The sequence below is a fragment of the Streptomyces sp. NPDC054887 genome (genome assembly GCF_053610585.1).
Window position 1 is genome coordinate 1 of record NZ_JBSGYQ010000071.1, and the last position, 24649, is coordinate 24649.

Below are 24649 nucleotides of genomic sequence, written 5' to 3' on the forward strand. Positions count from 1 at the left end.
GAGGTGTTTTATTGGTGTGGGGTGGGGGTTTTTTTTTTTTTCTTCGACGGCGGCCCCCGCCCCGGGGTGGCCGGGGGGGCGGCGGGCCGGGGGCCGGCCCCCGCGGCCCTCAACAGCCCTGTGCCTACTCCCCGGCGCAGGGCTTCGCCGCTTCCGGGGCGGCGCACGGCAGGTGGCCGTGGGTACGGATGACGTCCTGGCCGCTGCCCCGCGTCAGGTAGACGAGGAAGCTGGAGACCAGCGAGTCGGCGGGCGGGCTGCCGTACGTGTAGGCGTACTCGATCTCGTGGTACGGGTAGCCGCCGGCCCCGATGGCGTCGATGCTCGGCGCCCGGCCGTCCAGGCGCAGGCGGTGCAGCCCCGCGGGGCCGGTGCCCGAGCGCAGTTCGCTGTAGCCGAGGGCGCCCGGGACGGAGGCGACCTCGGCCAGCACCTGCTCGGTCGAGTCGAGCTCGCAGCGGACGATCCCGGGCCGCCCGTCGTCGCGGCGGACACAGTCCTGCGAGGTGTTCGCGGGCTCGCCCCGGCCCAGCACACGGCGCTGGAAGACCTGCCGGGTGCCGGAGTTGGCGTCCCGGCTCACCAGGCGGACCGGCAGATCGGGGCCGTCGAGCTCCTTCCAGTTCCGTACGGAGCCGGCGTACAGCGCCCGTACCTGGGCGGTCGTCAGGCCCTTGAGCTGCACACGGTCGTTGACGACGAGAGTGAACGCGGAGACGGCCACCCGGCTCTCGCGCAGCCGCGGATAGCCGTTCGGCTTGGGACCGTCGGACAGCGCGACGACAGCGGGTGAGCCGTCCTCGGCCGCGCCGCCCGCCTCGTCGAGGGCGCGGATTCCGGCGGTGCTGCCGTGGGTGTCCACGGTGATCTCCGAACCGGGGCACTCGTCCTCGTACTTCTCGGCCAGTTCCTCCGCCACCGGTGTGAACGCCGTGGAGCCGGTCACCGTCAGCTTCCCCGCGGCGCAGCCCATGGGCGGCGGGACCGCGTCCTCGCGCAAAACGGTGAGGGTGGCCAGGGCGACGACGCAGACGGCGAGCGCCAGGATGAGGGCCCGGGCCGGGCGGCTGAAGAGGGGCGGCTTGTCGTCCGGCGTCGTGCTCTCGTTGGGCATCACCGCGCCGTCCTGGATGCCGCCGCTCACCCGGACCGGACTGCCGACGCCGCCCCCGCCGAGCAGCACGAGGAGTTTGTAGTGCTGGCCCCGGTTGAGCGGCACCTTCGGCAGGTGGACGCGGTTCTCGTGGCGCCGCATCCCCGCCTCGGGGGTGAAGTGCGCCATGAGGTGGGCGTGTTCGGGGTTGGGCTGGGTGACCGCCACACCCCGGACGGTGCGGTCGGTGAAATGGACGGTGAGCCCGTGGGTGTCCGGGCCGGTGTAGTCGGCGGCCGAAATGCCCTGCGCGCCGTCGTTCTCGACGCGGATCAGGACGAGGGTCGCGTCGGACATGTCGGGGGAGTCGTCGAACAGGCCCAGCCGCACGGTGTCGTGACCGTTGCGCGCGTCGCCGCCGATGGGGGTGTCCATCTGCACGCGGTAGCCGATCCGTTTGCGGCGGGGGACCCGGCGCTCGTACCAGAAGGGCCCCACCGCGGCCGCCACACCGACCGTGGCGGTCAGCAGCGCCACCACGTTCTCGGGGTTCAACCACTCCACGCGTCGTCCTCGCCCCAGCCGCCGGCGCGCGCCCGTTCGCGCGCTTGTGCGGGTCAGGGTAGGGCCGGAGGGGGCGCGTCCGAGCGGGCCGGGGCAGTCCGACGGACGCTGTTCACCGGGGCGTCACCGGCGCGCGCGCCGGGGCGGTGGCGGGCACCGGCACGCGGCGACGTACGCCCGGTGCGCGGCCGCCTCGGGCCCCCGGTTCGGTCGCGCCGGGGCGAGGGCGGGCACTGGCGCGCGGTGGGCTCCCCGGCTCGGTCGCGGAGGGCTGTGGCGGCCACCGGCGGAGGGGCTGTGACGGCTCCCCTGGGCGCGAGTTCCGTCACGCCGGGGTGGCGCCCGTAACCAGTACGCGTCCGGCCCCGGCTCAGTCGCAGCGGGGCAGCGGTGTCAGCAGCATCCGCCCGACCAGGCCCACCCCCGCGTCCAGCCGCTCGGTGAAGTCCTCGGCCAACTCCGGGAGTTCGCGCAACCGCCACAGGAGGCGGGCGGCGGACCAGGCGGCGTCGCGGGCCCGGTCCAGACTCCACGACCCGAGCAGATGCGTCAGCGGATCGGCGATCTCCAACAGGTCCGGCCCGGGCAGCAGCTCCTCGCGGACGCGTTCCTCCAGCGCCACCAGCGTGTCGCCCACCCGGTCGAAGTCGCCCTCCAGATCGGCCGGCCGGCAGCCGAGCACGTCGCACGCGTCGACCACGGCCAGCGCCAGATCGTGCCCGATGTGGGCGTTGATCCCGGCGAGCGCGAACTGGAGCGGCCGTACGCCCGGATGGCGCCGGTACATCAGCAGCGGCCGCCAGCACGCGGGCCCGCGCCGGCCCGCCGCCGACGCGTCGACGGCCGTCAGGTAGCGCTCGGCGAAGAGCACGTCGAGGGTGGCGGCGGTGCGGGCGTCGGGGAACAGCCCGCCGTCGATGCGCCGGTCGATCTCCTCGGTGACCGCCAGATAGACCCGGTTGAAGACGGCGAGGCCGTCCGACGGCGGCCAGTCGCAGCGGAAGGAACGCATCCGCGCCACCACCGCGTCGACCGAGGTCCTTGAGCGGTCCGCCTGAGCTGGGAAGTGCTCGATCTGCGCCATACGGGCAGCGTCGCAGCCCTAGGCTTTTTCCCGGGCACCGTAGACGCGGGCTTCCCCAGAACGGGGGAACGAACCGTGTCGCGGGCGCCGGGGGACGGCCGACCGGGGGAGAGCCAGGGTGCCTGGAGCACGTACACAGCGCCGGATGCGGCGCGTCGAACGGCGGCGTGCGCGGCGCCGCCACGCGATGGCCCTCGGGGCCTCGGCGGTCGTCGCCGTGGCCGCGGTGACGGGGGTGGTGTCCGCGTCGGCGGGCGAGGGGGACCGCCGGACCGCCGCACGTCCGGACACGGCCGCAACGCCGGTCCCGGGGCCACTGCCCGCTCGGCCCAGCCCCTCGGCCACCCCTTCCGCCAAGGCGTCGGCCCCGGCCTCGCGCCCGGCGGCCGTGCCGTCCGCGAAGCCGTCCGCGCCCGCGCGTTCCGCGTCGCCGCCGGCGCGGCCACGGCCCACCGGGAAGCCGGCGGCGGCTCCCCGGCAGGGGCTCACGGGCGCGGCCCTCTACCGGCACCCCGAGTCCCAGGTCCTCGACTGGGTCAGGGCCAACGGGGACGACCCGAGGCGCCCGCTCATCACCTCCCGGATCGCCGACCGGCCCGCCGCCGTGTGGTTCGCGGCGTACAACCCGGGCGCCGTCACCGCCGAGGTGCGGTCGGTGACCTCGGCGGCCGAGGCGGCCGACCGGGTCCCCGTCCTCGTTCCGTACGCCATCCCCGACCGCGACTGCGGGGGCGCGTCCCAGGGCGGCGCGCCGGACCTCGGGGCGTACGACGGCTGGATCGCGGACTTCGCGGCGGGGCTCGGCAACGCCGAGGTGGTCGTCGTGCTGGAGCCCGACTCGATCGCCCTCTCCGACTGCCTGTCCGACGGCGAGCGGCAGGCGCGGTTCGCCTCCCTGGCCCGTGCCGGCCGCGTCCTGCACGCCGCGAACCCCCGGGCGAGGGTCTACTTCGACGCGGGGCACTCCGGCTGGCACACCGCCGAGAAGCAGGCGTCCGCCCTGCGCGCGGCGGGCGCAAGGTCGCACAGCGACGGCGTCTTCACGAACGTCGCCAACTTCCACCGCACCGCCGACGAGGCCGCGTACGCCCGGCGCGTCCTCGCCGCGCTCGGCGGCCCGCCGGGGCTCGGCGCGGTCGTCGACACCAGCAGGAACGGCAACGGCCCGCCGGCCGGGGGCCAGTGGTGCGACCCGGCGGGCCGGGCGCTCGGCCGGGCCCCGACCACGCGGACCGGCGAGCCCCGGATCGACGCCTACCTGTGGATCAAACTGCCGGGGGAGTCCGACGGCTGCAAGGGGGCGGCGGGCTCCTTCACGCCGGACTACGCGTACCAACTGGCGCAGGGCGGCTGAGGAAACACCGCCCGGACGCACCGGCGGCCCTGTCCGGGGGCCGCACCCGGACGAAGCACCGCCCGGACGCACCGGCCGTACGTCCCGGGCCGCGCCCGGACTCGCGTGCTAGTTCTTGGTGGTGTCGTTCGTGCTGGTGTCGTACGTCGAGGTGCCCGCGTCCAGCAGCGGCTCCTGCTCCTTGAGATGGGCGGGTGCCAGGGCGCGCAGGACGTGGTAGCCGGTGATCACGACGATCGTGCCGAGCGCGATGCCGCCGAGCTCGAAGTTGTCGGTGATCTTCAGGTTGACGCCGCCGACGCCGATGACGATGCCCGCGGCGGCCGGCACCAGGTTCAGCGGATTGCGCAGGTCCACGCGGGCGTTGGTCCAGATCTGGGCGCCGAGCAGGCCGATCATGCCGTACAGGATGACGGTGATGCCGCCGAGCACGCCGCCGGGGACGGCGGCGACGACCGCGCCGAACTTCGGGCACACCCCGAAGAGCAGCGCGAAGCCCGCGGCGGCCCAGTACGCGGCGGTGGAGTAGACGCGGGTGGCGGCCATGACGCCGATGTTCTCGGAGTACGTCGTGTTGGGCGGCCCGCCGACGGCGGTGGACAGCATGGACGCCGCGCCGTCGGCGGCGATGGCGGTGCCCAACTGGTCGTCGAGGGAGTCGCCGGTCATCTCGCCGACGGCCTTGACGTGCCCGGCGTTCTCCGCGATCAGCGCGATGACGACGGGCAGCGCAACGAGGATCGCCGACCACTCGAAGCTCGGCGCGTGGAAGGAGGGCAGTCCGATCCAGTCGGCCCGGCCTACCGCCGACAGATCCAGACGCCAGTGGTCGACGGCCTCGGCGCCGCCCACCGGGGAGTGGATCTTGCCCAGGAGCCGGTCGAGGACCCAGGAGACCGCGTAGCCGAAGAGCAGGCCGAGGAAGATCGCGACGCGGGAGAAGAAGCCGCGAAGACAGACGACGGCCAGCCCCGTGAACAGCATGACCAGCAGCGCCGTCCACTGGTCCTGCGGCCAGTACGTCGAGGCCGTCACCGGGGCCAGGTTGAAGCCGATCAGCATGACGACCGCGCCGGTGACGACCGGCGGCATCGCGACGTGGATGACGCGGGCGCCGAACTTCCGCACGGCCAGGCCGGCGAGGAAGAGCGCCGCGCCCACGACGAGGACCGCGCCGGTGACGGTGCCGCTGTCGCCGCCGGAGGCCCGGATCGCGGCGGCCACGCCGACGAAGGAGAGCGAGCAGCCCAGGTAGCTCGGTACGCGGCCGCGGGTGGCGAGCAGGAAGATGACCGTCGCGACGCCGGACATCATGATGGCCAGGTTCGGATCGAGACCCATGAGCACCGGAGCGACGAACGAGGCTCCGAACATGGCGACCACGTGCTGGGCGCCCAACCCGGCCGTACGGGGCCAGGAGAGGCGCTCGTCGGGCCGGACCACGGCTCCGGGGGCGGGGGTCCGCCCGTCGCCGTGCAGGGTCCAGCGCACCCCGAGGTTCATGGTGGCTCCCGTACGAAATCGGTCAGAAAATGAACCCAGCCATGCTAAGGCCGGAAGGAACCGGCGCCGGCCGCGCAGAAGTCCTCACCGTGCCGCGCAGAAGTCCTCGTGCCGCACTGATACGCGTCGGCGCGCCGGAGCGGCAACCGTCAGCGCACCAGCGCCGTAACCCCGTCCCCGCCCCACCCCGCGACTCCGACCGCGGTCACCGCGGGACGCCCGGTTCCTTGTCCTCGCTCGCCGGGGCCGGCGCCGCGGAGGCTCCGGGCCCGGCGGCCGCCGCCCGGCCCGCCCCGCGCAGTACCCCCGCACCGATCACGAGCCCGAACGCGAGCGCGGTCACCACGCCGAACGACACCACCAGCGACGTCACGTCCGCCACCGCCCCGATCGCCGACGGCGCGATCAGACCGGACGTGTACGTGATCGTCGCGACGCCCGCGATCGCCTGACTGGGACTCGGCCCCGAGCGGCCCGCCGCGGCGAAGGCCAGCGGTACGACCACCGCGATGCCGAGGCCGATCAGCGCGAAACCGGCCATGGCCGACGCCGGGCCGGGCGCCGCCACCACGAGCACCCCGCCGGCCGTCGCCGCGACGCCGCCCACCCGGACCGTACGCACCGGACCGAACCGGTCGACCACCCGGTCGCCGAACAGCCGCGCCACCGTCATCGTCAGCGCGAACGCGGTCGTCGACGCGGCCGCGACACCCGGCGAGGTGTGCAGCACGTCGCGGAGGTAGACCGCCGACCAGTCCAGACTCGCGCCCTCCGCGAACACCGCGCAGAACCCGATCGCACCGATCACCAGCGCGGACCGCGGCGGCAGCGCGAAACGCGGCGGGGCCTGCGTGTCCCGCTCGGGGCGCAGGTCGAGCACGCCCCGGCACGCGACCAGCCCCAGCACGGTGAGCACGGCGGCGGCCACCGCGTGGTGCAGCCGCGCGTCGCCGCCCAGGTGCGCGGCGACCGTTCCCGCCGCCGAACCGATCAGCGCGCCCGCGCTCCACAGGCCGTGCAGCCCGGACATGATGGACTTGTCGAGCCTGTTCTCGACCTCCACGCCCAGCGCGTTCATGGCCACGTCCGACATACCCGCCGTCGCGCCGTACACGAACAACGCGGCGCACAGCGCCAGGAGGTTCGGCGCCAGCGCGGGCAGTGCGAGCGAGAGCGTCCACAGCGCCAGCAGCCCGCGCAGCGCGGCTCGCGATCCGTACCGGTGGCTGATCGCGCCGGCCAGCGGCATCGCCACCGAGGCGCCGATCGCGGGGAAGGCCAGCGCCAGGCCGAGCTGGCCCGCACTGACGCCGGTGTGGTCCGCGATCCACGGAATGCGGGTCGCGAAGCTGCCGGTCACCGCTCCGTGCACGCAGAAGACAGCGGCCACGGCGTACCGCGCCCGCTTCAACCGCGGTCGGCTGTAGCCCTTTTCGCCCGACATGTGCCGCGCCTCCCGTAACCCGTTCCTCCAGCGTGCCGGAGTAAACTATCAGGGACCCTGCCTGATAAATAGACCGCAGTGGGCGCCGAGGCACTGAGGGGCGTCTGAGAGGATCCGTGGCATGCCCGCATCACCGAGCACCGCCCGGGCCATCAACGACCGGTTCGCCCTCAAGCTGCTCCAGGACGAGGGTCCCCTGACGGCCGGGCAGCTCAAGACGCTGACCGGACTCTCCCGCCCCTCTGTCGCCGATCTGGTCGAACGGCTCCAGGACGCGGGCCTGATCGCCGTCGTGGGGGAGGCCGGGGCGCGGCGCCGGGGCCCGAACGCCCGGCTGTACGGCATCGTGGCGGACCGCGCCCACCTCGCCGCGCTCGACGTACGGACCCAGGGCGTCTCCGTGGTCGTGGCCGACCTGCTCGGCAGGACCCTGGCCGAGGCGACGCTGCCGATCGACGGCGACGCGACCGGCACCGAACCGGCCGTCGAGCGGGCGGTGGCCCTGCTGGAGCGCACCGCCCGTGAGGCCGGCGCGGCCCGGCTGCACAGCGTCGGCGTGGGCGCGCCCGGCCTGATCGACCCGGCCACCGGTGAACTGCGCCGGACGGCCGGGCTCCCCGCCTGGCACCGCAGACTGGTCGACGCCCTTCAGGAGCGCCTGCCCGCCACCGTGCTCGTGGAGAACGAGACCAACCTGGCGGCCGTCGCCGAGCAGCGGCTCGGCGCGGCCCGCGACCGCGACACCTTCGTACTGCTGTGGCTCGGCCACGGCGTCGGCGCGGCGCTGGTGCTCGACGGCAAGCTGCGCCGGGGCGCCTCGGGCGGCGCGGGCGAGGTCGGGTTCCTGCCGGTGCCGGGCACGGTGGGCCTGCCGTCGGCCACGGACTGCGGCGGCGGGTTCCACTCGCTGGCCGGCGGCGCCGCCCTCGCCGCCCTCGCCGAACGGCACGGCATCGCGACCGCCGGGGACACCTCGGCCGCCGCCGGTGTACGGACGGCCGTCGCGGCGGGGGCGCGCGGCGAGCCCTTCCTGGACGCCCTCGCCGGGCACCTGGCCGTCGGGGCGGCCGCCGTCACCGCCGTGCTCGACCCGGGCTGCGTCGTGCTGGGCGGCGAGAGCGGCCACGCGGGCGGCGCGGCCCTCGCCGCGCGCGTCGCCGGCCGGCTGGCCGCGATCTCGCCGCTGCGCACGGAGGTGCGGGCCGGGGAGCTGGGCGACGCGGCGGTGCTCCAGGGCGCGCTGCTGACGGCGCGGGAGGCGGCCCAGGACGACGTGTTCGCTCCCCGGAGCTGACACCGCGACAACCACTCGGCGCGGAAAGCACCGCGACCCCGCCTGGCGGCAGGGTCACGAGACATGTCTGCCCCGCGACCCCGCCTGCCGGCAGGGTGGCGGGACGTGTCTGCCCCGCGAGCCGCCGAAGCCGGTGCTCCGGGGGCCCGCGGGGTGCTCACGGGGACCCGGCGGGGGAAGAGCCGGACCCGGCGGCGGGAAGGGCCGGTCACCCGCCGCCGGGCGTTCGAACCGGGGATCAGCAGGCGCCGAGGTCCTGCCAGACGCCCCACTCGCCGGTGGTGCCCGGCTCCTCGCCCTTGGTCCACCACTTGGACTTCCAGTGGTGCGACTTGTGGGCGACGGTCGTGCCGCCGCCGTACTCGGACGTGGCGCTCCACGCGGGCGAGGTGCACGCCCCGCCCGGGCTCGGCGTCGGGCTCGGGTCCGGCCCCGGGCCGGTCCCGGTGCCCGGATCCGCCGGCGTCGTACCGCGAGCCAGGTCCCCCGCCAGGGCGTAGGACTGGCCGCCGAACGTCACCGTCCAGTTGGACGGAGTGGAGGTCGGCAGGTAGTAGACGAAGTCCAGCTCGACGGAGGCGCCCGGCGCGAGCGTCTGCCAGGCCGGCAGCTTCAGCGAGACGCGGTGGTAGTCGCCCTTCAGACCGCCGATGTTGTTGGCGGCGGTGTGGTCGCTTCGCACGATCCTCGTGTTGAAGCCGGACTGGTCCTTGGCGTTGGCCGGTGCGGAGGTCGCGTAGTCGAACTGGAACTCCGTGCCGCCCGGCAGCGTCGTCTTCGAGTTGTTCGTGATCTTCAGCTTGGGGCTGATCGGGTAGTTCGAGTCGCCGAGCGGGAACTGCCCGAAGTCCACGCGGATGTCGAGCGTCTTCGCCGGCAGCTCGACGGCGGAGCGCTTGGCGCCGTACGGGGAGGCCGACTTGAACTTCTCGTACATCGCCGTCGTCAGCGTGTCACCGATCTCGTACTGGCCCTTCGCCGCGTTCCAGCCGTAGTCGCCCGCGAGCTCCCAGACCATCGTGCCGCCGATGCCCTTGTCCACGACGTAGTCGGCCTTGGCCTTCACGGACTGCTCGTCCTCGGTCGACAGGAAGACCTTCTTCTCCGCGTTCCACAGCCAGGGCGCGACGAGCGTCGGGTCGTACTTGCGGGCGTACGTGCCGGTCAGTCTGGTGTCGGCGGGGAAGCCGTACTTCGTGACGTAGTCCCCGACGACGCCCTTCTCCAGATTCTTCGCGTGCCACATCGGGTTGGACCCGGCCGGCGACTCCTTGCCCGCGGTGTCCTTGTCGTGCCACAGGTTGTCGATGCCGGAGGCCCCGTCGCCGCACTTCGTCAGGCCGGCGCCCGCCGGGCAGTTCGTCGAGGGCGCCCTGCCCCAGAGCCCGTCCGTGCCGCCCTGCACGTTCTTGTGGCCGCGGGTGTAGTACGGCAGGCCGATGTTGATGCGCCCGGCCGGCATCGAGCCGCGGAAGTAGTGGTACGCCCAGTCGGTGTTCAGGTAGCCGATCCCGCCGTACTGCGCGGTGGAGTACACGCCCGCGGCGGCCAGTTCGGCGTCCTTGCCGTCGTCGAAGAGCGAGGCGTTGGGGCCGACGTACTCGTTCCAGGCGCCGTGCAGGTCGTACGACATGATGTTGACGTAGTCCAGGTACTTCTGGACCTGGAACGTCTCCATGCCGCGCAGCAGATAGCCCGACGAGGGCGCGGCCACGGTCAGCAGGTAGTGCTTCCCGTCCGCTGCGCCCGCCCGGTCCAGCTTCTCGCGCAGCGACTTCATCAGCGCCGCGTAGCCCTTGACCAGCCCGGCCCGGCGGGCGTTGGAGTACGAGAAGTCCAGCGGGTTGCCCGCGTCCTTCATCGTCGTCGGGTACTCGTAGTCGATGTCGACGCCGTTGAAGCCGTACTTCTTGATGAACGCGACCGTCGAGTCGGCGAAGGTGTCGATGCCCGCCTGGTTGACCGAGCCGTCCGCGTTGGTCGCCATGGAGTAGAAGCCGCCGGAGTTCACCCGGTCGCCGTTGTCGGCGAAGTACCCGCCGGTCTCCGCCCAGCCGCCCACCGACACGAGCGTCTTGACGTCCGGGTGCTGCTTCTTGAACTTGCTCAGCAGGTTGAAGTGGCCCTTGTAGCCGTACGCCGGGTCCATCTCCGCACCGGCCACGCCGGGCCAGGTCATCCCGGTCGCCGGGTTCTTCTCGCCGTCGGCGCCGACCGAGATCCGGTGGTCGCCGCCGATGTGCGCGAAGGCGTAGTTGAGGTGGGTGACCTTGTCCCACGGGATGTCGGAGGCGAGGTAGGCGGGCTCGCCGTTCTTGCCCGTACGCCAGCCGGTGAAGTAGCCGATGACGCGGCGCTTGTGGTCGGCGCCCATCTTCTCGCGGCCCTCGGTGTCGTAGACCGAGCAGTACGGGACGTCGACGCCCGGGGTCTTGTAGAGGCCGTCGGGACGACAGGACTCGTTGTCGGCGGCGTGCGAGACGCCTCCGGCGAGCGAACTGAGCAGGAGTCCGGCGACGGCCGCGCCGGCGGCGAGCAGGGAGGTTCTCGCTCGGGTGGGGGACAGCACGGTCTGTTCCTCCTGGGGAGGGTCGGCCTGGCACGACGAACGGTGGGTGATCGTCTCGTTGGCGCAGACGTTAAGAGGACTAGACCACCGCGTCAATAGGTATGGACCAATCTTCTGTGAGCCGGGCCACAGGACATCGCCCGCGTGGCCCGCCGCCGGGCGTGGCACACTGACCCTGTACCAGCAGCAGCGCACTCCGGGGTCGGTGTAATTCCGAACCGGCGGTTACAGTCCGCGACCCGGTCACCTCCAGTGACCGGTTGAACAGGTGAAATTCCTGTACCGACGGTGAAAGTCCGGATGGGAGGCAGTGCGCGGCGGGCCGTCACAGGTCATCGGTACGCCGCTGCCGGCGGTGCGGTTCGTCCTTCACGGGCGACCCCTCTTTCCGGCCACCGGCGTCCCGTCGTACCCGTTGGCGTTCCCGCTCTCTGTCGTCATCGACAGCCCCGGAGTCCGTGCCCGAAGAGGCAGGAGGACCCGGTGGCCACCGCAGCCGAAACAGCCACGACCGACGCGAACGCCATGCGCCGGGCCATCGCGCTCGCTGCCCGCGGACTCGGCTCCACCAGCCCCAACCCGGTCGTCGGGTGCGTCGTCCTCGACGCCCGGGGCGAAGTCGCCGGCGCCGGTTTCCACCAGCGCGCCGGCGGCCCCCACGCCGAGGTGCACGCCCTGCGCGAAGCGGGCGAGCGGGCGCGCGGCGGTACGGCGTACGTCACCCTCGAACCCTGCAACCACACCGGGCGCACCGGCCCCTGCGCGCAGGCCCTCGTCGCCGCCGGGATCACCCGCGTCGTGTACGCGGTCGCCGACCCGGACCCGCAGGCCACCGGCGGCGCCGCCACCCTGCGCGCGGCCGGCGTCCAGGTCGAGCAGGGCCTGCTCGCGGACGAGGCCGAGGCGGGCAACACCGCCTGGCTCACCTCCGTGCGCCTCGGCCGCCCGTACGTCCGCTGGAAGTACGCCGCTACGCTCGACGGCCGGATCGCCGCCGCCGACTCCACCAGCCGCTGGATCACCTCCGCCGAGTCCCGCGCCGACGTCCACCGGCTGCGCGCCGAGGCGGACGCCGTCGTCGTCGGCTCCGGCACGATGCGCGCCGACGACCCCCATCTCGCCGTACGCGGCGCCGAGGGCGTCACCCAGCCGCTGCGCGTCGTCGTCGACACCAACGCCACCGCCGTCAAGCCCGGCGCCCGGGTCCTCGACGACGCCGCGCCCACGCTGGTCGCCGTCGCCGAGGACGCCGAAGCGGCGCACCTGGCCGGGACGGGAGCCGAGGTCGTGCGACTGCCCCGCACGGCCGCCGGCCTCGACGTCCACGCCCTGCTCGCCGCCCTCGACGCCCGCGGTGTGCGCTCGGTGCTCCTCGAAGGGGGAGCGACGCTCGCCGGCGCCTTCGTCGCCGCGCGCGCCGTCGACGCCGTCACCGCCTACCTCGCCCCCGTACTGCTCGGAGCGGGCCCCGCCGCCCTCGCCGACGCCGGAATCACCACCCTCACCGAGGCGTTGCGGCTCGACGTCACCGAGGCCGTCCGCCTCGGCCCCGATCTGCGCATCACCGCCGTCCCCGCCACCTCCGCATCGAAGGAGCACTGAGTGTTCACCGGAATCGTCGAAGAGCTGGGCGAGGTCACCGCCGTCGAGAACCTCGGTGACGCCTCCCGTTTCCGACTGCGCGGCCCGCTCGTCACCGAGGACGCCAAGCACGGCGACTCCATCGCCGTCAACGGCGTCTGCCTCACCGTCGTCGAGTGCGGGGACGGCGAGTTCACCGCCGACGTGATGGCCGAGACCCTCAAGCGCTCCAGCCTCGGCGCCCTCACCACCGGCTCCCGGGTGAACCTGGAGCGCCCCATGGCGCTGGGCGGGCGCCTCGGCGGGCACCTCGTGCAGGGACACGTCGACGGCACCGGCACGATCGTCGGCCGCGAGCCGTCCGAGCACTGGGAGATCGTCAAGGTCTCGCTGCCCGCCGGCCTCGCGCGTTACGTCGTCGAGAAGGGCTCCATCACCGTCGACGGCGTGAGCCTCACCGTCGTCGAGGCGGCGGACGACTACTTCACCATCAGCCTCATCCCCACCACCCTCGACCTGACCACGCTCGGCGTCAAGCAGGCCGGCGACCCGGTCAACCTGGAAGTGGACGTACTCGCGAAGTACGTCGAGCGACTGCTCGGCGCCGGCAGCACCGACAGCGGGGAGACCGTGAAGTGAGCGCCCTTTCCTGGCTGCACAGCGAGGCCTTCACGGCCTTCGACCAGCACATCCTGTGGTCCGACATGATCGGCAACACCATCGGCCTGATCGCCCTCGGCCTCGGCTGGCGGCGCTCCATATGGACCTGGCCCGCCCAGTTCCTGTCCGGCGTCGTGCTCGTCGCGGCCTACGCCTCCGCGCAACTCGGCGGCGGAGTCGGCAAGCAGCTGCTGGTCATCGGCGTCGCCCTGTGGGGCTGGCGGCAGTGGCAGCTCGGCCGGCAGCAGGCCCAGGACGGCTCGATCGCCGTCCGCTTCGCCACCTGGCGCGAACGCGGACTGCTGGCGGCCGGCGCGGTGACCGGCACGCTGGCCGTCGGCGGCCTCTTCACCCTGTACCCGTCGCTGTCCTGGAGCCCCTGGGCCGACGCGTACATCTTCGTCGGCACCCTCGTCGCGATGGTCGCCCAGGCCCGCGGCCTCGTCGAGTTCTGGTTCGCCTGGCTGCTGGTCGACCTGGTGGGCGTACCGCTGGCCTTCACCAGCGGCCTGGCCTTCTCCGGACTCGTGTACGTCGTCTACCTGGCCCTCGTCCTGTGGGGTGCCTACGACTGGTGGCAGCGTTCGCGCGCGAGCGTGAAGCCCGCCATGGAAGGAGCAGCAGCATGAGCGCCCGTCCGTCATCCGCCACCGCCCGGCCCGAGGCGCTCGGCGCCGACCGGCCCACCCCCACGTGGTACAGCACCGACAACGCCGAGGACCTGGCCCTCGACCCCGTCGAGCAGGCGATCCGCGACATCGCGGCCGGCCGCCCCGTCGTCGTCGTCGACGACGAGAACCGGGAGAACGAGGGCGACCTCGTCATCGCCGCCGAGATGGCAACGCCCGAGATCGTCGCCTTCATGATGAGCGAGTGCCGCGGCCTGATCTGCGCGCCCATGGAGGGCGACGAGCTGGAGCGGCTCGAACTCCCGCAGATGGTCGAGAACAACACCGAGTCGATGAGCACGGCCTTCACCGTCTCCGTCGACGCCTCCGCCGCGCACGGCGTCACCACCGGCATCTCGGCCGCTGACCGCGCCGCCACGCTCCGGCTCCTGGCGAGCGGCCGTTCCACCGCGTCCGACTTCGTCCGCCCCGGCCACATCTTCCCGCTGCGCGCCAAGCCCGGCGGCGTACTCGTCCGCAACGGCCACACCGAGGCCGCGGTGGACCTCGCCCGGCTCGCGGGCCTGCGCCCGGCCGGCGCGATCGTCGAAATCGCCGGCGAGGACGGCGTCATGCTGCGGCTGCCCGAGCTCATCCCGTTCGCCCGCAAGCACGGCCTGACGATCATCTCCATCGAGGACCTGGTCGCCTACCGCCGCACCTCCGACCCGAAGGTCCGCCGCGAGGCCACCGTGCGGCTCCCGACCGCCTTCGGGGACTTCACGGCGTACGGCTACCGCTCCACCGTCGACGGCGTCGAGCACGTCGCGCTCGTCCACGGCGAGATCGGCGACGGCGACGACGTCCTCGTCCGGGTCCACTCCGAGTGCCTGACCGGCGACATCTTCCACTCGCAGCGCTGCGACTGCGGTCCCCAGCTCGAAGCGTCCATGCGGCGCATCACCGACACGGGCCGGGGCGTCGTCGTCTACCTGCGCGGCCACGAGGGGCGCGGCATCGGGCTGCTGTCCAAGCTGCGCGCGTACGAACTCCAGGAGCTCGGCCGCGACACCCTCGACGCCAACCTGGAGCTCGGCCTGCCCGCCGACGCCCGCGACTACGCGGCCGGCGCGCAGATCCTCGAAGACCTCGGCGTCCGCAGCCTCCGGCTGATGACCAACAACCCCGAGAAGACCGACGCGCTCGTACGCCACGGCCTGACCGTCATCGAGCGCGAGCCCATGCCCGTCACGGCGGGCGAGCACAACCTCCACTACCTGCGCACCAAGCGGGACCGGATGGGGCACGACCTCCCGTGGCTGGACGGCGCCTCCGCCTCCACCTGCGGCAACCAGTAACTCCGTACCAACCTCTGAGGAGAGAACGCGTGAGCGGCAAGGGCGCACCCGAACTGAGTGTGAAGAACTGCGGCGACCTCCGGGTGGCGGTGATCGCGGCCCAGTGGCACGAGAAGGTCATGGACGGCCTCGTCGACGGCGCGCTGCGCGCCCTCCACGAGCTGGGCATCGACGAGCCGACCGTCCTGCGGGTGCCGGGCAGCTTCGAGCTGCCCGTCGTCGCGAAGGTCCTCGCGGGCCGCGGGTACGACGCGATCGTGGCGCTCGGCGTCGTCATCCGCGGCGGCACCCCCCACTTCGACTACGTGTGCCAGGGCGTCACCAACGGCCTCGTGCAGGTCTCCGTCGACACCGGCGTCCCCGTCGGCTTCGGCGTCCTGACCTGCGACACCGAGGAGCAGGCGCTGGACCGCGCCGGCATCGAGGGCTCCAACGAGGACAAGGGCCACGAGGCCGTCACCGCCGCCGTCGCCACCGCGACCACGCTGCGGACGGTCTCCGAACCCTGGCGCTGAGCGCCACGCGCCGGCCTCCGCCGCCCGTCGGCGGAGGCGCTGCGCGCCCGTCTCGTCGCACCCCGTACTCTTAGGACCATCATGGCGAACAAACCATCCAAGAGCTTCGAAGAGCTCTTCACCGAGCTCCAGCTCAAGGCCGCCAACGGCGACCCCTCCACCTCCCGCACCGCCGAGCTGGTGGACAAGGGCGTGCATGCCATCGGCAAGAAGGTCGTCGAAGAGGCCGCCGAGGTGTGGATGGCCGCCGAGTACGAGGGCAAGGAAGCCGCCGCCGAGGAGATCTCGCAGCTGCTGTACCACATCCAGGTGATGATGGTCGCCCGCGGAATCTCGCTCGACGACGTCTACGCCCACCTCTGAGCCGCACCTCCTGACCGACCCCCGCACCGCCACGACTCCCACCGCACAGAAGGACCTGACCTCATGCTGCGCATCGCCATCCCCAACAAGGGCTCCCTCTCCGGACCTGCGTCGGAGATGCTCCATGAGGCCGGTTACCAGCAGCGCAAGGAGTCGAAGGAGCTGCGCCTGGTCGACCCCGAGAACGAGGTCGAGTTCTTCTACCTGCGGCCCCGCGACATCGCGATCTACGTGAGCTCCGGCCGTCTCGACATCGGCATCACCGGGCGCGACCTGCTGCTGGACTCCGGCGCCAACGCCGAGGAGATCCTCCAGCTCGGCTTCGCCCGCTCGACGTTCCGCTACGCCACGAAGCCCGGCACCGCGACCGGCGTCAAGGACTTCGGCGGCATGACGGTGGCCACCTCGTACGAGGGCATCGTCGCCAAGCACCTCGCGGACGAGGGCATCGACGCCGCCGTCGTCCACCTGGACGGCGCCGTCGAGACCGCCATCGAGCTGGGCGTCGCCCAGGTCATCGCCGACGTCGTCGAGACCGGTACGAGCCTGCGCAACGCGGGCCTCGAAGTGATCGGTGAGCCGATCATGACGTCCGAGGCCGTCGTGATCCGCCGCACCGGTGTCTCCGCCGAGGAGTCCGTCGACCCCAAGGTGGCCCAGTTCCTGCGCCGTCTCCAGGGCGTCCTGGTCGCCCGCAGCTACGTGATGATGGACTACGACTGCCGCGCCGAGCACCTCGAAGCGGCCGTCGCCCTCACCCCGGGCCTGGAGTCGCCGACCATCTCGCCGCTGCACAACGAGGGCTGGGTCGCCGTGCGCTCCATGGTCCCGGCCAAGGAGTCCCAGCGCGTCATGGACGACCTGTACGAGCTCGGCGCCCGCGCCATCCTCACCACGGCCATCCACGCCTGCCGCCTCTGACCGCCGCACAGCCGCCCCGCACCCCGAAGGAAACGCGACCGCCGTGTCACAGCCCGAACTCCCCGCCCTGCCGGTCACGTTCCGGCCGACCCGCACCCGGGCCGTCCTCCTGACCGTCGGGGCGGCGATGTTCGCCGTCATCACCGCCGTCGCCCTGCTCCTCGAAACGCTCAGCGGCGGCGAGCGGGTGGCGTTCGTCTTCACCGCGTCGCTCCTCTTCGGCGTCCTGCTGCTGCTGAGCCGCCCGAAGGTCGTCGCCGACGAGGCCGGGGTGACCGTGGTCAACCTGACCACCAGGCGCCGGCTGGAGTGGGCCGAGATCGTACGGGTCAACCTGCGCCCCGGTGACGCCTGGGTCTTCCTCGACCTCAGCGACGGCACCAGCCTCCCCGCCCTCGGCATCCAGCCCGGCGTGGCCAAGCAGCAGGCCATCCGGGACGCCGGGCTCCTGCGCGCCCTGGCGGAATCCCGCTCCACCGGCACGCACGGCGGCTGAGCCCCTGCCCGGGGCGGCCCGGTCGCGTCTACTCTGGTCCCGGCGGCGCCGAGTGCGCCCCGCTCCGCGTACGAGGGCGCACCACCGGCCCGCGGAGCACCTGCGACCCGAGGAGTGACTCCCTCCAGCAATGGACGGATCGTCCGGCAGTACGTACGCCGCCCCTTCTTCCGAGGCGGCGGCATGACCATCCCCCTCCTGCTGCTCACCGCGGCATTCCTCCTGATCCTCGCCAACGGCTTCTTCGTGGCCGCCGAATTCGGCCTGGTCACCGTCGAGAAGCAGGACGCCGAGCGGGCCGCCGCCGAAGGCGACCGGCGTGCCCGTACCGTCGTCGCGGCCCTGCGCGAGCTGTCCTTCCAGCTCTCCGGCACCCAGCTCGGCATCACCATCACCTCGCTGGTGGTCGGCATGCTCGCGCAGCCCGCGCTGGCCCAGTTGCTGGCCGGCCCCTTCACCGCGGCCGGCCTCCCCGAAGGAGCGGTCCCCGGCGTCTCCGTCGTCGTCGGCATGCTGCTCGCCTCGGCCGTCCAGATGGTCGTCGGCGAGCTGGTGCCGAAGAACTGGGCCGTCTCCCGGCCGCTCCAGGTCGCGCGGTTCGTCGCCGGACCGCAGCACCTCTTCTCCACCGTCTTCCGCCCCGTGATCTCCGTGCTGAACGCGGTCGCCAACCGGCTCGTACGCCTGCTCGGCGTCGAACCGACCGACGAGCTGGCCTCCGCCCGCACCCCGGGCGAACTCGTCTCGCTCGCCCGGCACTCGGCGCGGGCCGGCGCCCTCGAACAGGACACGGCCGATCTGTTCGTACGGACCCTGTCCCTCGGCGGGCTCACCGCCCAGCACGTCATGACGCCCCGCGTGAAGGTCAGCGCCCTCCAGTCCTCGGCGACCGCGGCGGACGTACTGAACCTCACCCGTGCCACCGGCCTCTCGCGCTTCCCCGTCTACCGGGAGCGCATCGACGAGATCGTCGGCATGGTCCACCTCAAGGACGCCCTCGCCGTGCCCGTCCACGAACGGCTGCGCACCCCGGTCGCCCGGGTCGCCGTAGCGCCCCTGCTCGTCCCCGAGACGCTCCCGGTGCAGCAGCTCCTCGTGCGGCTGCGCGGCGAGCAGCCGATCGCCGTCGTCGTCGACGAGTACGGCGGCACGGCCGGGGTCGTCACCCTGGAGGACATCGTCGAGGAACTGGTCGGCGAGGTCAGGGACGAGCACGACGACGAGGGCGCCGAACCGCCCGAGCTGGCCCCGGCCCCCGCCGAGGACGGCCGGCCGGCGTGGGAGGCGGACGGCAGCTGCCGGGTGCTGACCCTGCGGCGGATAGGTCTCGACGTGCCCGAGGGGCCCTACGAGACCGTGGCCGGCCTGGTCGCGGACCTGCTGGGGCGCATCCCCGCCCCCGGCGACCGGGCCGAACTGCCCGGCTGGCGGCTGTCGGTGCGGCAGGTGGACCGCTACCGCGCCGCGCGGGTGCGGTTCGTCCGTACCGCGCGGGTTTCGGAGGCCGTGCGATGAGCGTGCTGCAACTGATCTTCGCGGGGCTCCTGGTGCTCGCGAACGGGTTCTTCGTCGGCGCGGAGTTCGCGCTCGTCTCCGTACGCCGCAGCCAGGTCGAACCACTCGCGGCCCAGGGCTCCGCCCGGGCCCGGCAGGTCATGGAGGGGCTGGAGAACCTGCCGCAGATGATGGCGGCGGCGCAGTTCGGGATCACCGTGTGCTCGCTGACGCTCGGCGCGGTCGCCGAGCCGACCGTGGCGCACCTGCTGGAGCCGGTGTTCCACGCCGTGCACCTGCCCCAGGGGCTGATCCATCCGCTGGGCTACGTGATCGCGCTCGCCGTGGTCGTCTTCCTGCACCTGGTCGTCGGCGAGATGGTCCCCAAGAACCTCGCCATGGCCGCGCCCGAGCGCACCGCGCTGTGGCTGAGCCCCGGCCTCGTCGGCTTCGCCCGGCTCTGCCGCCCGGTCACGGCCGGGCTCGGCGCGTGCGCCCGGGCCGTGCTGCGGCTGTTCGGCGTCGAGGCCAGGGACGAGGTCGAGGCGGTGTTCACCAGCGAGCAGCTCAACCGCCTCGTCGAGGACTCCGGCCAGGCGGGCCTCCTCGAACCGGGCGAGCAGGAACGGCTGGAGGACGCGCTGGAGCTGGGAAGCCGGCCCGTCACCGACGTGCTGCTCGACCGGGCGTCGCTGGTGACCGTGGCGCCCGCCGTCACACCCCGCGAGATCGAGGAGCTGACCGTACGCACCGGCTACTCGCGCTTCCCGGTGTGCGTCGGCGGCGGCGCCTTCATGGGCTACGTCCACGTCAAGGACGTACTCGACCTGGAGGAGCGGGAGCGGGCCGTGCCGCAGCACGTCTGGCGGCCGATGGCGACACTGAGCGCCGAACTGCCCCTGGACGACGCCCTGTCCGTGATGCGCCGCGCCGCGACGCATCTGGCGCAGGTGGCGGACGGGTCGGGCCGGGTGCTCGGCCTGGTGGCGCTGGAGGACGTGCTGGAGATGCTGGTGGGCGAGGTGCGCGACCCCGCGCACCGGGTCGCGGCGCCCCGGCCGTCCCGCGACGCGGCCACGGCGGCGGACGAACCGGCCGCCCTGGTGGGCTGATGCGGGGCAGCCGTCCGCGCCGTCACAGCGCGGGCGGCTCCTGCCGCCCCCGGTTCGCCGGGCCGCGCCCGGAGAGCACCTCTCCGTACGCCTGCATCAGGTCGGGCAGGCGCAGTGTCGCCAGGTCGTCGCGGGTCGGCGTGGCGGCGTAGCCCGAGAGCCGCAGGTCGCGGTACGCGCAGCTCTTCTCGTACAGGGTGCGCAGGAACCGTCCGTTGCCCAGCTCGTCGATCCAGCCCTGGTCGACGACGTGCCCGCTGATACTGCTCAGCTCCTCCAGCGCCTCCTCGTCCCACGCGTCACCGTTCTCGGCGGCCAGCACCTCACCGATGGCGGTGAGCTCCGGCGGACGGTAACTGGGGAAGTCCACCCGGGTGGTGAAGCGGGACGACAGACCGGGGTTGACGGCGAGCAGGCGGTCCATGCCCTCCGGATAGCCGGCGAGGATCACGACGAGATGGTCGCGGTTGTCCTCCGCGCGCTTGAGAAGCACCTGGAGGGCCTCGTCGCCGTACGCGTCGCCCTTGCTGTAACCGGAGTTGGAGAGCGAATACGCCTCGTCGACGAAAAGCACTCCGCCGATCGCCGAGTCGATCAGCTCATTGGCCTTGACGGCCGTCTGGCCCAGGAACTCGCCCACCAGGTCGGCGCGTTGGGCCTCCACCAGATGGTCACCGCCGAGCAGCCCGAGCGCGTAGAACACCCGGCCGAGAATGCGCGCGACGGTGGTCTTGCCGGTGCCGGAGGGGCCCGAGAACACGAAGTGGCGCTTGGGCGGCTGTACGGGCAGGCCCTGACCCGCCCGCAGCCTGGCCATGTTGAGCTGCGCGGACAACGCCTTCACCTGGCGTTTCACCGGTTCGAGACCGACCATGCGCTCCAGCTCCGCCAGCGCCTCGGCGAGCAGCGCGGGATCGGAGGGACCGGCCGGAAAGGGCCGCACGGTGCCGGGCCTCGGCGGCACCCGGTCCTTCTCCCGTGCGCCCCCGGCCGCGACCGCCCGCCCGACGGGAGGCGGCTGCCCGTCCCCGAGCAGGAAGTCCCGGCCCTCCGGAACGTCGGGGCCCGGCAGGCTCTCGCTGTCGCCGGCGGCGTCCGCCGCGTCCTGGCCGAGGCCCGCGAGCGACACGGCGGCGAAACCGGCGGAGTCCTCGTAACCGTCCCCCTCGGCGATCGCGGCGAGCCGCGCCGCGGTGTCCATGAAGGCGGGATCCACCCGGTGCACGGCCCGGTACAGCGGCAGGGCCGCCGCGCTGCGCCCGGTGCCCTCGTGCGCGCGGGCCAGCCAGTACCGCAGCTCCTTGCGCTGCGGCTGCTCGCTGCGGCAGCGCATCAGGGCGGCCGACAGCATCGGCTCGGCCTGCCCGTACATCTCCAGCCGCACCCGCGCCATGCCGCCGAAGAGCCCGGCCTCGATGCCGAGCAGCGGGTCGTCGACGAGCGGATCGGTGTGGCGCACGAGCTGTTCCCAGTCCTTGACCAGGTACGCGCGGCAGGCGTGCAGGAACCGCACCTGCGGATCCGCGTCCACCGGCGGCAGTCCCGCCAGCGCCCGGTCGAGCTCGGGCACATGACGGCCGTCGAGCCAGTGCGAGGCGTGCGCGAGCAGCAGGTCGCGCGGCTTCTCCAGGACCGGCTGCACCCACCACCCCAGCCAGTACCAGGAGTTGAGCGTCCGGCGGTGGCGGGCGCGCTGCTCGCCGAAGCGCTCGCGGTGGCGGTACATGCGCAGCAGCGCCGTGGTGGTGTCGACGCGCAGCGCGTGCAGGCCGAGCCAGCCGTCGGCCATGCCCGGGTCCATCCGTACGGCCGCCCTGAACTCCTCCTCGGCCTGCGGGTACGCGCCCATCGTGTACGCGTCGACGCCGCGAAGCCAGGCGAGGTCGGCCGGGGCGTTCACGCCCTGCGAGCCGAAATCCGTCACATCCCCCACGAACCGTGCCCCCCGTGATGTGCCGCCGGGCGCGGGCCCGTCGGCAGGTCTCAGAACCGCTGTGCCGCGGAAGGGAATTGACCGCACCAAGCAGCATCGTACCCGTGCGGGCGGGCCCGGACTAAGGGGTGACGCAGCCCCGGAAGCGACGGTGACCGAGGGTGAGCGAAGGGGGTCACCAGGGGGCCGTGAGGGGCTCTGTGGGCAGAACGAAGCCCCCGATCACGGGGGAACAACCGGGGGCTTCGCGTCTGCGGCGGCTTCGAAAAGCCGCACATTGAGAACGTAAGACCTGTACGCCCCCCGGGTCAAGCGGAGTTGAGGCACTCTGGGGGGAGGTTTTCAGGCCGTTTCCGGGGGCGGGCCGCAGTGGTCACCCACGGTGACGGAATGGTTCGGCAACGCTGTCGCGTAAGGTCCCGTGCGCCACTCGTACCCCTCCTGGCACTGCCGAACCAACAGGTCCGCGTACGGACGCGACGGGTCGGCGGCGAAATGGCGCGTCTCCGCCGCCGTCCATCCGTCCCAGAAGTCCGCCTGCGCCGGCCCGTCGCGCAGCCGCCCGCGTGCCCACGACTCCCGCGCGCCGAGGTCCATCCAGAGCAGCCGGGCGAGGTGCGGCCGCACGGCGGCCCGCCCGGCCCCGACGCCTTCGACCAGGACCACGGGCGCCGCCTCCAGCGGGCGCGCGGGCCCGAAGCGGCGCAGGTTCCAGTCGTACGGCGCGTACCGCGCGCTCTGCCCGCGCGAGAAGGGGCCCGTCACCTGCTCGCGCAGCCGGCCGGTCCACGCGAAGAGCTCGTCGTGGGTCGCCAGGTCGTCGAGGTGCAGCACGGGAGCCCCGCCCAGCGCCGCCGCCAGCCGGGCGGCGAAGGTGCTCTTGCCCGAGCCGGCGTGCCCGTCGACGGCGACCAGCCGCACGGGGCCGCAGGAGGGCGGCAGCGCGCGGAGCGAGGCGGCGAGCTGATCGAGGCGTTCCACGCTCCCACCCTAGGTGGCGTGCGGGGTCTCCCGGCCCGGCGCCGGGGCCTCCCGGGCGCCCGGCGTCCCCGGTCCCGCCCCGACGGCGTGCGCGGCCTCCGTCCGGCCACCGGGCTCCCTCCCTGGACGGCGTGCGCGGCCTCCGGGCCGCCCCGGCCGCCGAGTGCCACCCGTGAGCACCCGTCCGCCGCCACCGGTCCCTCCCACATTGGCCGGGCGACGCGGCCCCAGGTGCTGGCAGAAGCCCGTCTCCGGCGGCCATAGTTACCGCACTGTCGTGCACCTGCCCGCGCATCCGCATCCGACCCGGGGGCCATGACCATGACCAGATCCACCTCCCGCCGCACCGTCCTGACCGCCGCGGTGGCCGTGGCGGCGGGCGCCGCGGCGGCTTCCGCCTCCCCGGCCGGCGCGACGAAGGGCGCCGCCCCGGCCCGGCCCGTCGACAACCGGTTCTGGTCCTCCGGCCGGGACTGGGGCTCCGGCACGGCCGACGGCACCAGGGTGCCGGGGGGCCGCCGGCCGGGCGTGGTCATCGGCAGCCCTTCGGCCCGCACCGACTACACCGACCCGCACACCGGAACGACCTCCACCTGGGAGAGCGCCACCTGGACCTCGCCGGTCCACCGCTCCGCCGTCCCGGCGAGCGAGGTCGTCGCCTCCTGGAACGCCCACACTCCGCCGGGCACCTGGATCGAGATCGCCCTGCGCGGCGCCTACGCGGACGGCGCCCGGACCCCCTGGTACGTCTTGGGCCGCTGGGCGGCGGGCGACGCCGACATCAGGCGGACCTCCGTCGACGGCCAGAGCGACGGCCGCAGCAGCGTCTGGACCGACACGCTCGCCATGAACAGCTCGGCCGGCGGCCTGCGCCTCGCCTCGTACCGGATCAGGCTGACCCTCCACCGCAGGCCCGGCACCGGCCTGACCCCCGTGGTGTGGCGCGTCGGCGCGATGGCCTCGGACGTCCCCGACCGCTTCACCGTGCCGGCATCGCCGCACCGGGTCGTCCGCGAGCTGGCCGTGCCGCGCTACTCGCAGAACACGCACATCGGGCAGTACCCCGAGTACGACAACGGCGGTGAGGCGTGGTGCAGCCCCACCTCCTCGCAGATGATCATCGAGTACTGGGGCCGCGGGCCCACCGAGGAGGACCTGGCCTGGGTCGATCCGGCCTTCGAGGACCCGCAGGTCTGCCACGCGGCGCGGTCCACCTTCGACCACCAGTACCGCGGGTGCGGCAACTGGCCCTTCAACGCCGCCTACGCCGCCACGTACGAGGACATGAGCGCCGTCGTCACCCGCCTGCACTCGCTCACCGATCTCGAGACGCTGATCGGCGCGGGCATCCCGGCCATCACGTCGCAGTCCTTCCTCGCGGAGGAGCTGACGGGCGCGGGCTACGGCACGGCGGGCCACCTCATGACCGTCGTCGGCTTCACCCCGGACGGCGACGTGATCGCCAACGATCCCGCCGCACCCGACAACCGGGCCGTACGCCGCGTCTACGAGCGCCGGGAGTTCGAGAACGTCTGGCTCCGCACCAAGCGCCACGACGCGAGCGGGAAAGTGGTGTCCGGCACAGGAGGCGTCTGCTACCTCTACTGGCCGCTGCGCCCCACAGCCGCGCAGCAGCGGGCTCTCGCGGCCGTCGGCGTCCGCTGACCCGCGGTCCGGCCCCGAGGGGCGTGACGAACGTCATCTTCCCCGGGGGCGGTCCCG

At 73.3% G+C, this 24649-nt stretch carries 20 protein-coding genes and 1 riboswitch; of the genes, 13 read left to right on the plus strand and 7 right to left on the minus strand.

What is annotated here, in order from left to right; translation table 11 throughout:
* Positions 1-124: 124 nt before the first annotated feature.
* Both ACWGH0_RS29375 and ACWGH0_RS29380 read right to left on the minus strand, forming a co-directional pair.
* Entirely contained in the window at positions 125-1657 is a 1533-nt protein-coding gene (locus tag ACWGH0_RS29375; protein ID WP_453407285.1) for a substrate-binding domain-containing protein, read from the minus strand.
* Positions 1658-2027: 370 nt separating this feature from the next.
* Positions 2028-2741 carry a DUF5995 family protein gene (locus ACWGH0_RS29380; protein WP_453407286.1) on the minus strand — a complete coding sequence of 238 codons (714 nt, stop codon included), beginning with the start codon at positions 2739-2741 and terminating at the stop codon, positions 2028-2030.
* 145 nt (positions 2742-2886) lie between these two features.
* On the opposite strand from ACWGH0_RS29380, the gene ACWGH0_RS29385 reads away from it, so the two are divergent.
* Positions 2887-4095 carry a glycoside hydrolase family 6 protein gene (locus ACWGH0_RS29385; protein ID WP_453407287.1) on the plus strand — a complete coding sequence of 403 codons (1209 nt, stop codon included), beginning with the start codon at positions 2887-2889 and terminating at the stop codon, positions 4093-4095.
* A gap of 108 nt (positions 4096-4203) precedes the next feature.
* Here the strand turns inward: ACWGH0_RS29385 and ACWGH0_RS29390 are convergent, their stop codons facing one another.
* Complete coding sequence (locus tag ACWGH0_RS29390) at positions 4204-5598, minus strand: uracil-xanthine permease family protein (RefSeq protein WP_453407288.1); 1395 nt, start codon at positions 5596-5598, stop codon at positions 4204-4206.
* A 205-nt stretch (positions 5599-5803) separates the two neighbouring features.
* Positions 5804-7042: an MFS transporter gene (locus tag ACWGH0_RS29395; protein ID WP_453407289.1), complete on the minus strand. Its 1239-nt coding sequence runs from the start codon at positions 7040-7042 to the stop codon at positions 5804-5806.
* 121 nt (positions 7043-7163) lie between these two features.
* Between ACWGH0_RS29395 and ACWGH0_RS29400 the strand changes: the two genes are divergently transcribed.
* Positions 7164-8336: an ROK family transcriptional regulator gene (locus ACWGH0_RS29400; RefSeq protein ID WP_453407290.1), complete on the plus strand. Its 1173-nt coding sequence runs from the start codon at positions 7164-7166 to the stop codon at positions 8334-8336.
* Positions 8337-8574: 238 nt separating this feature from the next.
* Here ACWGH0_RS29400 and ACWGH0_RS29405 read toward each other — a convergent pair whose 3' ends face one another.
* Positions 8575-10905 (minus strand): chitinase C-terminal domain-containing protein, encoded by a 2331-nt coding sequence (locus tag ACWGH0_RS29405; protein WP_453407291.1) that lies wholly within the window; start codon positions 10903-10905, stop codon positions 8575-8577.
* A gap of 187 nt (positions 10906-11092) precedes the next feature.
* A riboswitch (FMN riboswitch) is annotated at positions 11093-11223 on the plus strand.
* 165 nt (positions 11224-11388) lie between these two features.
* Here ACWGH0_RS29405 and ribD point away from each other — a divergent pair.
* The 10 genes from ribD to ACWGH0_RS29455 all read left to right on the plus strand — a co-directional run bounded on the left by ribD (position 11389) and on the right by ACWGH0_RS29455 (position 20013).
* Positions 11389-12507 (plus strand): bifunctional diaminohydroxyphosphoribosylaminopyrimidine deaminase/5-amino-6-(5-phosphoribosylamino)uracil reductase RibD, encoded by a 1119-nt coding sequence (gene ribD, locus ACWGH0_RS29410; protein ID WP_453407292.1) that lies wholly within the window; start codon positions 11389-11391, stop codon positions 12505-12507.
* Complete coding sequence (locus ACWGH0_RS29415; protein WP_453407293.1) at positions 12508-13125, plus strand: riboflavin synthase; 618 nt, start codon at positions 12508-12510, stop codon at positions 13123-13125. It begins immediately after the preceding gene.
* Entirely contained in the window at positions 13122-13775 is a 654-nt protein-coding gene (locus ACWGH0_RS29420) for a nicotinamide mononucleotide transporter family protein (RefSeq protein ID WP_453407294.1), read from the plus strand. The genes ACWGH0_RS29415 and ACWGH0_RS29420 overlap by 4 nt, the downstream gene beginning before the upstream one ends.
* Entirely contained in the window at positions 13772-15112 is a 1341-nt protein-coding gene (locus tag ACWGH0_RS29425; protein ID WP_453407295.1) for a bifunctional 3,4-dihydroxy-2-butanone-4-phosphate synthase/GTP cyclohydrolase II, read from the plus strand. The genes ACWGH0_RS29420 and ACWGH0_RS29425 overlap by 4 nt, the downstream gene beginning before the upstream one ends.
* A gap of 29 nt (positions 15113-15141) precedes the next feature.
* Complete coding sequence (ribH, locus tag ACWGH0_RS29430; RefSeq protein ID WP_453407296.1) at positions 15142-15627, plus strand: 6,7-dimethyl-8-ribityllumazine synthase; 486 nt, start codon at positions 15142-15144, stop codon at positions 15625-15627.
* Between the two features lie 81 nt (positions 15628-15708).
* Positions 15709-15990 (plus strand): phosphoribosyl-ATP diphosphatase, encoded by a 282-nt coding sequence (locus tag ACWGH0_RS29435; protein ID WP_453407297.1) that lies wholly within the window; start codon positions 15709-15711, stop codon positions 15988-15990.
* Between the two features lie 63 nt (positions 15991-16053).
* Complete coding sequence (gene hisG / locus ACWGH0_RS29440) at positions 16054-16911, plus strand: ATP phosphoribosyltransferase (protein WP_453407298.1); 858 nt, start codon at positions 16054-16056, stop codon at positions 16909-16911.
* Positions 16912-16954: 43 nt separating this feature from the next.
* The gene (locus ACWGH0_RS29445) at positions 16955-17407 is read left to right on the plus strand and encodes a PH domain-containing protein (RefSeq protein ID WP_453407299.1); all 453 of its coding nucleotides are present in this window, start codon (positions 16955-16957) and stop codon (positions 17405-17407) included.
* A gap of 183 nt (positions 17408-17590) precedes the next feature.
* Positions 17591-18922, plus strand: coding sequence for a hemolysin family protein (locus tag ACWGH0_RS29450; protein WP_453407300.1), 1332 nt, complete (start codon positions 17591-17593; stop codon positions 18920-18922).
* On the plus strand, positions 18919-20013 hold the full coding sequence (locus ACWGH0_RS29455; protein ID WP_453407301.1) for a hemolysin family protein: 1095 nt from the start codon (positions 18919-18921) through the stop codon (positions 20011-20013). The genes ACWGH0_RS29450 and ACWGH0_RS29455 overlap by 4 nt, the downstream gene beginning before the upstream one ends.
* 22 nt (positions 20014-20035) lie before the next feature.
* On the opposite strand, the gene ACWGH0_RS29460 is transcribed toward ACWGH0_RS29455, so the two are convergent.
* Together ACWGH0_RS29460 and ACWGH0_RS29465 are read right to left on the minus strand one after the other, a co-directional pair.
* Entirely contained in the window at positions 20036-21946 is a 1911-nt protein-coding gene (locus ACWGH0_RS29460; RefSeq protein ID WP_453407302.1) for an AAA family ATPase, read from the minus strand.
* Between the two features lie 342 nt (positions 21947-22288).
* A complete protein-coding gene (locus tag ACWGH0_RS29465; RefSeq protein WP_453407303.1) occupies positions 22289-22927 on the minus strand; it encodes a uridine kinase family protein in 639 nt (212 codons plus the stop codon).
* Positions 22928-23248: 321 nt separating this feature from the next.
* Here ACWGH0_RS29465 and ACWGH0_RS29470 point away from each other — a divergent pair, with 321 nt between their 5' ends.
* Positions 23249-24592, plus strand: a complete 1344-nt coding sequence (locus ACWGH0_RS29470) for a peptidase C39 family protein (protein ID WP_453407314.1) — start codon at positions 23249-23251, stop codon at positions 24590-24592.
* Positions 24593-24649 lie beyond the last annotated feature (57 nt).